Below are 12,974 nucleotides of genomic sequence, written 5' to 3' on the forward strand. Positions count from 1 at the left end.
TCCCGGCGCCGGGACGGCCGGTGGTTGCGGCCGGTGGCGGGGCGGCCGGTAGGGGGACGGCCGGTGGCGGTGCGGTCGCGTCCGCCGGGCCGCCCGCCGCCGCGCCCCCGGAGCGCCACCGACCGTCCGCGCCGGTACGGCCGGCCCCGCCTCCCGGGCGGTGGCCCCGCGCGCCGCGCCGGTGCGGGCGGACCACCTCGGCGGGACCCCGCGGCGCCCTACGGGTGCCGGTGGGGGAGGAGGCGCCGGGCGCTGAGTGCCAGTGCCAGCTCCACCAGGTCGGCGGGGCGGCCCAGGGAGCGGCCGGTCAACTGCTCGCAGCGGCGCAGGCGGTTGAGGACCGTGTTGCGGTGGCAGTACAGGCGGGCACCGGCGCGGCGCGCCGAACCGTCGCACTCCAGCCAGACGGCCAGCGTGTCCAGGAGCAGATCGCGGTCGGCGGGGTCGAGGCGCAGCAGCGGGCCGAGCACCCGCTCGACGAGGGCCGCGCCCAGACCCGGCGAGGAGACGACGAGGGCGGCGGGCAGGTGGTCGTCGAGCAGGACGGTCCCGCCGTCCTCGGGGCAGATGCGCAGCGCGGTGTCCGCCAGCCGCCGCGCCTCCCCCACCGCGGCCAGGCCCTCCACCACCGCCCCCACCCCGACGCGGGTGCCGGGGGCGGCGCCCAGCCGCCGGGCGAGCGCGGCCAGGGCGCCGCGGCCGTCGCCGTCGTCCTCCTCGACGAGGACGATGCCGTACTCGGCCTCCGCCCCGACGTGCCAGTGCACCCGCGGGCCCGCCGTCGCGCCCGCCTCCGCCGGCCCGACCGCGCAGGCGGCCGGGTGCCCGCCGGACGCGACGGCGACGACCGCGTACCGGCCCCGCTCCGGCAGCCCCAGCACGGCCGCCGCCTCCGGCAGGTCCGCGATCCGGGTCGCGCCGTCGAGGAGCGCGCCGGCGGCCAGCCGCAGCCGGTTCTCGCGCCGCCACGTCAACTGCCGCTCCACCTGCCGGTACGCGTCGGCGACCAGCGTGCAGTGCTCGTCGACGAAGTTCCACACGTCACCGGCCACGTGCACCAGCAGCCGCACGTCGTCGGGCGCGCGACGCGACGTCTCCTCGACCAGCGCCTCCCAGACGAGCGACCCGCCCAACCGGAACGCGTGCAGCAGGGCGTCCAGCGGCATCCCCTCCTCGGCGCGCGCGGCCCCGATCCGCCACGAGGAGCGGCGCGCCGCCTCCCGCGCGGCCCGCGGGTCGAGCAGCGAGGCGATGCCGTGCCGCAGCGCGCGGTGGGCCTCCTGCCACGTGTGGCCCGGATCGCCCTCCACCGCCGCCCGGTACGCCGGTTCCCTCTCCCGCAGGACGGCGACCAGGTGGTCGGTGAGGTCCGGCAGGTCGTCCAGGAGGGCGCGGGCCGCCCGGTGCAGCACCGCGAGGGCGGCCCCGCCGTCCGTGGCGCGCCCCGCCGCGAGGGCCCGCGCGGGGCGCGGCTCCCGCGGCGGTGCCGGAACGTGCGGTCGTACGGCGTTGCGCATCGTGTCCCTCCCCGAGGTCGGTCGGTTCGGGGGCCGGCGGCGCCCCTGCTGCCCCAGGAAGAATGGCATACCGTCCGGTCGGTCCCTAGGGGTGTGCACGGGTCGGTTCCCCGGGCTCGGCGGGCTCCGCCGGGTGCGCCCGGTCGACGAGGCGGGCCAGGTCCACCCGCGACCGGACGCCCAGCACGGCGAAGACGTTGCGCAGGTGGTGGTCGACCGTGCGCGGGCTGAGCGACAGGCGCACCGCCACCTCGCGGTTGGTGGCGCCCTCGGCCACCAGCCGGGCGATGCGCAGTTGCTGGGCCGTCAGCCGCGACAGGCCGCCCTCGGGCCGGCTGCGCGGGGCGCTGCCCGCCGCCCGCAGCTCGCTGTCGGCCTGCTCCGCCCAGCCCCGGGCCCCGCACTGCTCGAAGGCGACCAGCGCCTCCCGCAGCCGGTCCCCGGCCTCGCGCGGACGGCGCTGCCGCCGCAGCCACTTCCCGTACAGCAGCAGCGTCCTGGCCCGCTCGAACTCGCCGCTCGCCAGATCGTGGCGGTGCAGCGCCCGCTCGTACCAGCCGCCCGCCTCCGCCGGGTCCAGCAGCGCCCGGCACCGCGCCAGTTGGGCGGGCGCCTGCGGGTCCGCCCCCAGCGACGCCCACACGGCGAACTCCTCGACGGCCGTGCGGGCCGCGTCGGGCTGGCCGGCGAGCGCCATCGCCTCCACGTAGCAGGGCAGCGCCAGGATGCGCACCGCGAAGTGCCCGCCCCTCGCCCCCGACCGGACGACCGGGCGGAGCCGGGCGGCGGCCTCCGGGACGCGGCCGCGGCACAGGTCCGTCCGCGCCGACGCCCACTGCGCCAGCGCGGCCGCCTGTGCCAGCCCGTGGCGCCGCGCGGTGTCCAGGGCGCCCGCGGCGTGCGCGGCGACCCCCGGCTCGTCGCCCTCGACCGACAGGGCCAGCGCCAGTACGGCGTGGAGGTGCGCGGCGACGTTGTGCTGCCCGGAGCGGAGCGCGGCCCGCAGCCCCTCCTCGGCGTGGGCGCGGGCCCGCGCGTGCTCGCCCGTCCGCAGCTCGGCGTAGGCCAGGTACTCCAGTGCCCGCGGCACCGACGCGGCCGAACCCGCCGCCCGGGCCGCGGCGAGCGCCCGCGCGCTCACCCGGCAGGCCGCGGCCACGTCCCCGATGAGCAGCGCAGCGGCCCCGGCCCGCAGCAGGAGCGCCGGATCGGCGTCACCGGACCCGGCCCGCTCGACGGTCCGCCGCAGGGGACCCCGGGCCAGGTCCAGCCGCCCGCGGAGGGCGGCCCGCAGCCCGGCCAGGTACTCCTCCCCGCTGCCCGCCCGGTACGCCGGGGACGCCGCGGCCCCGCCCTCCGCCGCGGCCTCCAGGAACGCCAGGCACGCCGCCACGTCACCGGCCACCCAGGCGGCGTCCGCCGCGGCCAGGCGGGCCGCCGTGGCGTGCCCGGGGTCGTACGGGGCGAGCAGCGCCGCGGCGGCGCGCAGGGCCTCGTGGGCGTCGACCACGGGACCGTCGTCCAACGTCAGGACCCCGTCGAGCAGTTCGACCCGGCCCCGCACCGCGTCGTGCCCGCCCGCCGCCCGCGCCGCCGCCAGCAGCTCCCGCGCCCGCCGCGGCGCGCCCGCCAGCCGGGCCTGGTCGGCCGCGGCCGTCAGGCGCTCCGCGCGCGCGCCCGCCCCGGCCGTCAGCTCCGCCGCGCGCACCAGCGCCGACGACCGCTCGTGGTGCGGGTGGCGGGCCTCGGCCCGCGTCGCCTCGGCGGCGAGCGCCGCCGCCAGTCGGGGGTCCGGGCCCCGTACGGACAGCGCCGTGTGCGTCAGGCGGGCGAGCGGGTACCGGTCCGCGTCCACCGCCAGGGCGAGCGCCCCGTGCGCCGCCCGCCGCCGGGCGGGCGGCGCCTCCGAGTACACCGCCCTGCGCAGCGCCGCGGTGGCGCAGCCGATGCGGCCCCCCGCCCAGCGGACCAGCCCGGCCGCCTCCGCGGCGGCGAGCGCGGACACCGGCAACCCCCAGTGCCGCGCGGCGTCCTGGACGAGCGCGGCGTCCGCCGTGCCGCCGTCCGGGCCGTCCTCCGACGCGGCGGCGACCAGCAGCAGCGACTCGCGCACCTCTTCCGGGAGCTCCGCCGGGCCGGGGCTCACCACCCGGGTCAGGGCCGCCGCGTCCACCAGCGGACGCGGCAGCGGCGCGCGGCCGGCCAGCTGCGCCGCCGACAGGCGCTCCACGAGGAAGGCGAGGAGCGCGGGGTTCCCCTCCGCCTCCGTCACCAGCTCTTCCCGTACGGACGCGTCGACGGGCCCGGTCGCCAGGTCGTCGACCACGGCCGCCGCCGCACCGCGCGACAGCGGCCCGAGGACGACGGACGGCAGCCCCGCGAAGTCCCGGCTCCCCGGGTGCCGCCGCACGGTCGTCACGAGCACCGCCACCGGCCCCGTCCGCCGGGCGTCCCGCAGGAGGGCGGCGAGCGACCGCCGGGACGGCTCGTCCCACAGGTGCGCGTCGTCGACGCACAGCAGCAGCGGCCCGGAGGCGGACGCCGCCCGCAGCGAGGCCGCCAGGGAGTCGGCGTCCGGCACGCCGGCCGGGGCGCCGTCCCCGTGCGCGCCGCGCGTCGGCCGGTGGTGGGCCAGGGCTCCGCACAGGGCGCGCAGGCCGCTGCCCGGGGCACGGCTGTCGCCCGGCGTCGCCCCCACCCGCAGGGCCGGGCCCGCGGCGAAGGACGCGACCGCGTGGTCCAGGAGCGCCGTGCGCCCCAGACCGGGGTCGGCGGTCACCACCAGCAGCCCGCCGCCGCCGTGGCGCGGCGCGTCCAGGGCGGCGGCGACGGACCGCAGCTCCACGTCCCGGCCGTGCACCGGGGAAGGTCGTTCGAGGATCGGCTGTACGGTCATCTCCGGGACGGTAATGACACGCGCCCCGCCCGGGAAGGCGTCCGTCCGTCCTTCCACGCGCGGCCACCGCCCGCCGCGCGCCCCCTGTGACCTGCGCCGATGCCGCCCGGTTGGGCCGGTGCCCAGATGGCCGTCCGGGACTTTGTGCCGCTGCCCGGACACGCGAGCGGCGGCCGCGCGCAAGGCGCGGCCGCCGGGGGCGGGGAGGCCCTGCCGGGCCCCGGGGGTCAGGACACGTGCGGGCAGTTGCCCCGGTACTCCTCGATGGCGAGGCTGGGCCGCGGCAGCGGGCACAGGAACTGCTCGTAGCGGGTGTCGTTGTCGATGAACCGCTTCAGCCACGAGATGCTGTACTTCGCGATCGTCGTGTTCGAGGTGTTCGGCGTGAAGTGCGTCGCCCCGTTCAGCTCCAGGTAGGCCCGGTCCAGCGACGACGGCAGGTTCTCGTAGAACGGCTCCGCGTGGCTGGACACCGAGGCGATGGTGTCCCCGTCGGCGCCCACGATCAGCGTCGGCGTCCGGAGCTCGGGCCAGGTCTTGTCCAGGTTCCACGGCGTCAGCGGGATGGCCGCCTGGAGGGACGGACGGCTCTTGGCCGCCTCCAGGCTGCCGCCGCCGCCCATGGAGTGGCCCATCACGCCGAGGCGGGTGCTGTCGACGCGGGTCCGCAGGGGGCTGACGCGCGTCAGGTAGTCCAGCGCGGCCAGCAGCTGGTTGCCCCGGCTGTCGGGCTGGTCGACCGTCGTGTTCGTGTCGATGGTGAACACGACGAACCCCTGCGAGGCGAGCCGCGGGCCCAGCCAGGCGATCGACGACTGGGTGGCCGTGAAGCCGGGGGAGATGGCGACGGCGCCGAACGTCCCGTCGCTCGTGGTCGTCGGGTAGTAGATCGTCCCTCCGCCGAAGCCGGTCACCGCCAGCGAGGAGACGGTGGACTCCGAGACGGCGTACGGGCCGCGCACCGCCTCGATGCTGGAGTTGGTCGGCGCGGGGCCGCGCTCGTACGGGTTGTCCGCGGCGTGCGCGCCGGGCGTCGGTCCGAGACCGAGGCCGACGACGACCGCGACCGCCGCGAGGGCGCTGCTCAGCGAACGGGTCTTGCGCTTGGTGTGGGGGTGCTGGTGCACGACAAAGTCGTCCTCTCCGTCGTTGGCGGGACCCCGGTGCGGCGGGCGCGCCGCCGACCGGCGGTGGCGCACCGCTCCGGGGGTGGGTGACCCGCCGGTAGGTGGCCGTGTCACTGTGGCGGCGCGCCGGGGCGCGGGGCATCGGCTATATCACCGGTCTTTGCGGAGCGGCCGGCCCGCCGCGGCGCCGTCGCGCACCGCGGCCCGTCCGGTGGTCGACTGGAAGGGGGAGCGACGAGAGGAGCCGACGATGTACGTCCTTCGCGTCGAGCTCGCGGCCCCCGACTACGCCGCCTGGAAGCGGGCGTTCGACGGCGACCCGCTGGGCCGCGGCGCCGTCGGCGTCCGGCGCTACCGCGTGATGAGGCCGGTCGAGGACCCCGCCCGGATCATGATCGACCTCGACTTCGGCGACCTGGAGCGGGCCGAGGCCGTGCTGGCGCGGCTGCGCGAGCTGTGGGCCCGCGTGACGGCGGCGGCCGGCCCGGAGGCGGAGATCACCGAGGTCGTCGAGACCGGTCGGCACTGACCGCGCCCGGCCGCGGACGGCGGGGCGCCCCGCGCCCGCCACCGCCCCGCCGCGCCCGTCCGGGAACGGCGGGGGCCGCGCGGGCGCCGGTGCCCGGCCCCGGCCCGTACGCGCGCGCCGCGGGAAGGCCCGCCCGCGTCCCGCGCCGCGACCGACGCGCGCCCGGTTGCGGCCCGACGACGGGTCCGGGGTGCCACCCCGGCAGCGGGCGGCACCCCGGACGGGCGGGACGGGGTCAGGCGGCCCGGTACGCGACCGCCAGCCTGGCCATCGCGGCCGACGGCTTGCCCCGCAGCAGGAGCTGGTCCGCCTCCGCGAAGGGCTTCGCGGAGGCCGCCGTGATGTGACCGGCCATCTTCTGCTGGACGATCAGCCGGGCCTTGCCGACCAGTTCCCGCGCCGCCGGGGACGTGCCGCGGCCGGCCGCCTCCAGGGCCCGGGCGCCGGCGGCCAGGGCCTTCAGCGCGGCCTCGCCGCCCCGCACCGGCTTCGCCGGGGTGGTGAGCCCCCAGCCGTAGGGGAACTGCGGGTCGTACACGGCGTCCCCGACGTTCACCGGGAGCTGCGCCTCCGACTTCGGCCACGTCACGGGCAGTTGCCCGGTGAACGGCCGCCTGCCGTACAGGACGTCCGCGACGCCGTCGCCCTCCGTGCCCGGCAGCCACGACGCGACCAGCGCGTCGACGGCGCCGAGCCGGTCCCCGAGGAGCTGCGGGCGCCCGGAGACGACGAGGACCGCGCACCTCATCGCCGCGCACACCGCGTCCACGGCCGCCTCGTCGGCGGGTGACAGCTCCAGGTCGTGGCCGTTGCCGACGTCGCCGACGCCCTCCGCGTACGGGGTCTCGCCGACGACGACCACCCCCACGTCGTGGCCCGCCGTGTTCGCCGACGCGTTCTTGGAGTACGTGATGTCCGCGTCCGGCGCCGCCTTCCGCATGGCCTCCAGGATCGTCGTGCCGGTGGTGATCCGGCCGGAGGAGCCCTGCCAACTGATGGTCCAGCCGCCGGCCTGGTTGCCGAGGTCGTCGGCGTTGGAACCGGCCACGTACACCTTCTGCGACGCCTTCAGCGGCAGCACCCCGCCCTCGTTCTTCAGCAGCACCTGGGACTTGGCGACCGCCTCCCGCGCGACCGCGCGGTGCGCCGGCGAGCCGACCTCCGCGAGGTGCGTCGTGTCGGCGTACGGCTTCTCGAACAGGCCGAGCCGGAACTTCTGCGTCAGGATCCGCGACACGGCGTCGTCGACCCGCGCCCCGCTGATCCGGCCCGCCCTCACCTCCTCCTGGAGGACGCGGGTGAAGTCCTGGTAGTTCGTCGGCACCATGATCATGTCAAGTCCGGCGTTGATCGACGTGCGCACGTCGCTCGGGTAGTCGCCGGGGATCTGGTCGATGGCCTGCCAGTCGCTGATCACGAAGCCCTCGAAGCCCATCCGGCCCTTCAGCACCCCGTTGATCATCGCGGCGTCGGCGTGCATCTTCACCGGGCCCGCGTCGTCCCCGATGACGTCCAGCGACGAGTACGACGGCATCACCGTGCCCGTGCCCCGCTTCACCGCCTCCGCGAACGGCGCCAGGTGCACGGCCTCCAGCTCCTCGCGCGTGACCCGGGTGACGCCCTGGTCGGTCGTGTACGAGCCGGTGGTCGACGAGCCGAAGGCCGTACCGCCGTCGCCGACGAAGTGCTTGGCGCTGGTCAGCACCTTGTCGTCGCGGTCCAGGTCCTCGCCCGAGGCGCGGCCCTGCATGCCGTCGATGACCGTCGCCATGGCGGTGACCAGCGCCGGGTCCTCGCCGAACGACTCGTACGAGCGCCCCCACCGCTCGTCGCGGGTCACGCACAGGCACGGCGCGAAGTCCCACGGGACCCCGGTGGCGCGGACCTCCTTCGCGGTGACCGCCCCGGTGCGCCGGGCCAGCTCCGGGTCGCGGCCGGCGCCGATGCCGATGTTGTGCGGCATGATCGTCGCGCCGACGACGTTGTTGTGGCCGTGCACCGCGTCCACGCCGTAGATCAGCGGGACCTGGAAGCGGGTCGCCCGGGTGCGCAGCTGGTACGCGTCGACCATCCGCGCCCACGCCTCGGGCGTGTTCGGGGTGGGCACCGAGCCGCCGCCGGAGAGCAGCGAGCCGAGCGCGTGCGAGGCGATGTCGCCCTGCGACCTGAGCGCGTTGCGCTCGGCCTGCGTCATCTGCCCGGCCTTCTCGGCGAGCGTCATCCGCGACACGAGGTCCGCGACGCGCCTCTTCACCGGCAGGCGCGCGTCGAGGTACGGCAGTCCGTGCGCGTTCACGACCACCTGCGGGTTCTCGGCGGGCGGCTTGGCGCCGGTCACGGTCAGCCGCAGCGGAACCGTTTCGGCGGCCTCCGCCGCGCCGTCGCGCAGGGTCGGCACGTCGACCGTGAGGGACTCCCCGGACGGGGCGCCGGCGGGGAAGGTGACCGTGCCCGAGACCGGGGTGAAGTCCTCGCCGGGCCGGGCGGAGCCGCCCTCGGTGGTGTACGCGACGGTGACCGGCTCGGTCAGCGGCCCCGATCCGGTGGTGGCGACGGAGAGCCTCACGCGGGCGGTGCCGCCCTCGTCCACGGGGTGGACCGCGGCGTCGGCGACGATCCTGGCGGTCAGGGCCGGGTCGGCCTTCCCGTACAGCTCCACGCCGTCGACGGCGAACGCGCCGGGCGACCCGGGCGGCAGCGTGAAGGCGTACCCCCACATCGCGTTCAGGCCGAGGACCTGGTCGATGCCGCCGACCGGCTGGTAGTCGGCGCGGTACGCGAAGTCGGAGAACGGGATCTCGACGAGGCGCCAGCCCTCCCAGTCGTCGGTGAACGACGTCGTCCACAGCTCGGACGTGGCGCCGCTGCTGCCGCCGTCCTTGATCTCGAAGTGGATCCGCCTGCCCGAACCGGGCGGCAGCGGCGCCTCGTTCTGCCCGTACCACCAGAACCGGACGCCCCGGTGGGCGGTCCAGTCGCGCGCCGGGCGGTCGGTGGCGAACTCGTGGCTGAAGCCGCCCCAGCCGCTGATGTCGTAGCGCCCTTCGAGGACCTTGGCGCCCTCGGGCGCGTCGGGGCGCTCCACGAGGGACAGGGCGGGTCGGTCGTCGGTGTCGCTGCCCCAGGTGAAGATCCCGTCGGCGGGCGGGTCGGCGAACGGCACCTCGCCCTCGAACCGGTCCACGGCGACGGGCGCCGGGTCGTCGGCGGCGGTGCTGGGCGGCGCCCCGGCGAGGAGGCCGGCGAGGACGGCCGCGGCCGCGAGGACCGCCGTCCTCGTTCTCCCGCGGCGGGGACGGGGTGGGTGGTGTCCGGGCATGGAGGCTCCTTCGGCGCTCGTCCGGCTCGGGTGGGGTGGGGGCTCAGGCGGCGTTGAAGGTCCACTTCTGGTTGCCGCCGCCCGTGCAGGTCCAGATCTGTGTGCGGGTGGCGTCGGCCGGGGAGTTGTCCCGGACGTCGAGGCACTTGCCGGCCGCCGTGTTGACCAGGTCGTGCGTGGCGGCGTCGTACGCCCAGCGTTGGGCGCCGGTCCCGTTGCACGCGTACAACTGCACCGGGGCCCCGTCCGCGGTGGAGCCGCCCGCCACGTCGAGGCACTTGCCGAGCGCCCGTACGCTGCCGTCCGCCGCGAGCGTCCAGCGCTGCGCGGCCGTGCCGTTGCAGGTGTAGAGCTGCACGGGCGTGGCGTCGGCGGTGGCGCCGCCGGCGACGTCGAGGCACTTGCCGGCCAGGCCGGTGAACGTGCCGCCGGCCGGGCCGCCGCTCGGGGTGCCGGTCCAGGTGAAGGTGGCGGTGGTGCGGGCGGGCAGGGCGTACGTGAAGGACTGGCCGCCCCAGTCGACCCGCACCGACTGGGCGGTGGTGCCGCCGTTGTGGGCGATGAGCGCCTTGGAGCCGTCCGGGTTGCGCCAGGCGACGTTGGGGACCGCGCCGTCGGCGGTGGAGGCGATCCGGTGGGCGCCGGGGCGGACGAACTTGGTGAGGTGGCCGGTCGTGTAGTACTCGACGGTGTAGTCGACCTGGCCGGCGCGCGGGCCGCCCTCCTGCACGGTGATCAGACCGGTGCAGGTGCCGCAGCCGCCGTTGTGCGGGCCCATGTTCTGGTTGAGCGCCAGGCTCCACTTGACGAGGCTGCTGCTCCAGTTGCGGGCGTAGGTGATGATGTCGGCGAGGTCCTCGTTGTGCTGGTTGGCGATCCAGGTGCCGCCGGAGTGCTCGGTGCTGAACTGGCGCACCGCCGGGTACCGGTCGTGGACCTGGCTGCCGACCGCCGGGTCGCCGGAGTAGCCGTGCCAGGCGATGCCGCCGAACAGCGGGTCCTCGCGGACGCCCGCGTCGGCGAGGACCGCCGCGCCGAAGCCGGCGTAGTCGCCGTAGTTCCAGTCGTGCACCAGCACCTTGGTGGTGAGCCCGGCCGCACGGAACGCCGGGTACACGTGGTTCTTGGTGAACTCGACCAGCCCGGACGGGTTCCAGCTCATCCCCGGGTAGTCCATCGCGGTCGGGTTGTCGGCGCGGCAGCAGTTCGGCTCGTTCTGCACCGAGAGGTAGTCGACCTCGATGCCGGCGGCCCGGTAGCTCTGGACGTACTTGACCAGGTACTGGGCGTACGTGGGGTAGTGCTCCCACTTCAGCCAGCCCATCTGGTCCATCCGGCCGTTGTCCTTCATCCAGCCGGGCGCGCTCCACGGCACGCCCTTCACCCGCAGCGCCGGGTTGAGCTGCTTGGCCTGGGCGGTCAGCAGCCGCACGTTCGTGTCGTAGCCGTTGGCGCCGAAGTCGGCCAGGTCGCAGCAGGTGTCGTCGAGCGAGACGTGGCCGGGCCGCGACAGGTCCGACGCGCCGATCGGATTGCGTACGAAGGACAGCCCGATGCCCTCCGTCGGCGAGAACAGCCGGCGCATCACCGCGTCACGCGTCGAGGCGCTGACCGCCCCGCCGCGCAGCAGGTGGGCGGTGGTGTCCGTGAAGGACGCCCCGCCCCCCTCGAACTGCTGGTACCTGGTGTTCTCGTCCACGGTGACGGTGTGGGCGGCCCCGCCGCCGGCCGGGCCGAAGGCGATGGGCGCCTGCGGGGCCAGACCGCGGGTGACCACGCGGCCCCCCGCGTCCGACGTGGTGGTCAGCCACACGTCGACCCGCTCGTTCGCGGCCCGCGCCGTGTCGGGGCCGGTGGCGACGAGGGCGCCGGCCGCGAGGACGCAGGCCACCAGTGAGGCCGCGAGGCGGCGCGGTCTTCCGCTCGGGGTGTTGCGCATGGTGCTCCTTCCCGGGGGTGGACGCGCCGCCCGGAGGGGCGCGGTGGGGGTGGGGCGGGCGAAGGGCGGTCGCCGGAGCGGGCGGGGGAGGCCCGTGCGTTCCGTGCGGCCCTCCTTCAACTCCCGAATGCGCTTCACTGCTTAACTCGCGGCTTGATTTAAGAGGCGTAGCGTAGTGGCCGTCAAGAGATCGCACGCGGGCGGCCCACGGGCCGCCCGCGTCCCCGGAAGTCCGGGGAGCCGGACGGAGCACCTCGGCCGCGTTCGACTCCTGGAGCCCGGAGCGGCCCCGGGCCGTGCCGAACGCGGCCTTCCCGGCGCGTCCCGGCGATCCGGAGCGGACGGCGCCGGCGTCACCGCTCCCGGTGGGGGCCGGCCTGCTTCAGACGGGCCTCCATCAGCTCGGTCTCGTACTGGTCGAGGACCTCCTGCACCGTGCGCCCCGTCTGCGCGGCGACGTCCTTGATGGCCGCCGTCGCCCAGTTCGACAGGGACAGCGCGAACGCCATCAGCCCGTCGTCGCCCCGCCGGCGCCGCACCCCGAGGAGGTACGCCAGGTTCAGGTACGGCACGAGCTCCGGCGGATCGGCCGGAGCGCTGTGCCGCAGCATGCCGATCGTGGTCCGCGTCGCCTCCTCCCGCAGCGGAAGGAGACGTTCGCGCTCCACCTCCACCTCGGCGACGACGCGCCGCCGATCTTCCTTGTCCACGGAGTCCTCCCGGTAGCCGACGGCTCTCGCCCAGCACGGTACGAGCCGGGGTCCGCCGCGCGGGCCGCCTTCCGGGGATCCGGCTCGATCCGGGCGCCCCTTCCCCCGGAGCCGCCTCCCGGTCGGTAGGATGCGCCGCCCCCTACCCGGCCCCCGGGGCGGGCGGCAGGCGCGGCGGGGTGCGCGTGACGGCCAGCCCGGCCGCCCGCGCCGCACCGGCGAAGACCACGGCGTCGGCGGGGGCCGCGGCGTTCGGGTCGTTGTTGAAGTAGGCGTACACGTCCCGGTCGTCCGCCCAGGTGTCGGCGACGCGCCGCGCCCACGTCTCCAGGGAGCGCCGCCCGTAGCGCGGCCACGCCCGTGCCCGCCCGGCGTGGAAGCGCACGTAGCCCCAGTCCGCCGTCCGCCACAGCGGGGTCACCGGGCGGGCCCGCACGTCCGCCCAGCACAGCGCGGCGCCCCGCGCCTCCAGCACGCCCCGCACCCCGTCCGTCCACCACGAGGCGTGGCGCGGTTCCACCGCGACCCGGACGCCCGCGGGGAAGGCGCCGAGGCACGCGTCGAGGAGGCCGGGGTCGGCCCGCAGCGTCGGCGGGAGCTGGAGCAGCACGGGCCCGAGCCGGTCGCCGAGCCCGGCGGCGCGTCCCGTCAGCCGCCGCACCGGCTCCTTCGGGTCCCGCAGCCGCTTGACGTGCGTCAGGAAGCGGCTGGCCTTGACGGCGACGACGAAGTCCGACGGGGTGCGCTCCCGCCACGCCTCGAACGTCCCGTACGACGGAAGCCGGTAGAACGCGTTGTTGACCTCGACGGTGGCGAAGGCCGCCGCGTACTCCTCCAGCCACAGCCGCTGCGGCGTCCCCGCCCCGTACAGGACGCCGCGCCAGTCCGCGTACTGCCATCCCGACGTGCCGACGAAGAGCACCATGCGTCCATCACA

Annotated in this window: 8 protein-coding genes; 1 reads left to right on the plus strand and 7 read right to left on the minus strand. The window is 76.7% G+C overall.

Features of this window, described 5'->3' with window-relative positions; genetic code table 11:
• Nucleotides 1-218 precede the first annotated feature (218 nt).
• From RND61_RS17800 to bdeA, 3 genes are all read right to left on the minus strand, one after another.
• Nucleotides 219-1,517, minus strand: coding sequence for a PucR family transcriptional regulator (locus tag RND61_RS17800; RefSeq protein ID WP_315878963.1), 1,299 nt, complete (start codon nt 1,515-1,517; stop codon nt 219-221).
• An 85-nt stretch (nt 1,518-1,602) separates the two neighbouring features.
• Nucleotides 1,603-4,413, minus strand: a complete 2,811-nt coding sequence (locus tag RND61_RS17805; RefSeq protein WP_315878964.1) for a LuxR C-terminal-related transcriptional regulator — start codon at nt 4,411-4,413, stop codon at nt 1,603-1,605.
• A 227-nt stretch (nt 4,414-4,640) separates the two neighbouring features.
• Complete coding sequence (bdeA, locus tag RND61_RS17810; RefSeq protein ID WP_315878965.1) at nt 4,641-5,540, minus strand: bis(hydroxyethyl) terephthalate hydrolase; 900 nt, start codon at nt 5,538-5,540, stop codon at nt 4,641-4,643.
• 250 nt (nt 5,541-5,790) lie between these two features.
• On the opposite strand from bdeA, the gene RND61_RS17815 reads away from it, so the two are divergent.
• Entirely contained in the window at nt 5,791-6,069 is a 279-nt protein-coding gene (locus RND61_RS17815) for a hypothetical protein (protein WP_315878966.1), read from the plus strand.
• A 235-nt stretch (nt 6,070-6,304) separates the two neighbouring features.
• Here the strand turns inward: RND61_RS17815 and RND61_RS17820 are convergent, their stop codons facing one another.
• From RND61_RS17820 to RND61_RS17835, 4 genes are all read right to left on the minus strand, one after another.
• On the minus strand, nt 6,305-9,388 hold the full coding sequence (locus RND61_RS17820; RefSeq protein WP_315878967.1) for a glycoside hydrolase family 3 protein: 3,084 nt from the start codon (nt 9,386-9,388) through the stop codon (nt 6,305-6,307).
• A 43-nt stretch (nt 9,389-9,431) separates the two neighbouring features.
• Entirely contained in the window at nt 9,432-11,327 is a 1,896-nt protein-coding gene (locus RND61_RS17825) for a ricin-type beta-trefoil lectin domain protein (protein WP_315878968.1), read from the minus strand.
• A gap of 353 nt (nt 11,328-11,680) precedes the next feature.
• Entirely contained in the window at nt 11,681-12,037 is a 357-nt protein-coding gene (locus tag RND61_RS17830; protein WP_315878969.1) for a hypothetical protein, read from the minus strand.
• 142 nt (nt 12,038-12,179) lie between these two features.
• Entirely contained in the window at nt 12,180-12,962 is a 783-nt protein-coding gene (locus RND61_RS17835) for a DUF72 domain-containing protein (RefSeq protein ID WP_315878970.1), read from the minus strand.
• Between the last annotated feature and the right edge of the window lie 12 nt (nt 12,963-12,974).

The sequence above is a fragment of the Streptomyces tamarix genome, assembly GCF_032423885.1.
GTDB classification, from domain to species: Bacteria; Actinomycetota; Actinomycetes; order Streptomycetales; family Streptomycetaceae; genus Streptomyces; species Streptomyces tamarix.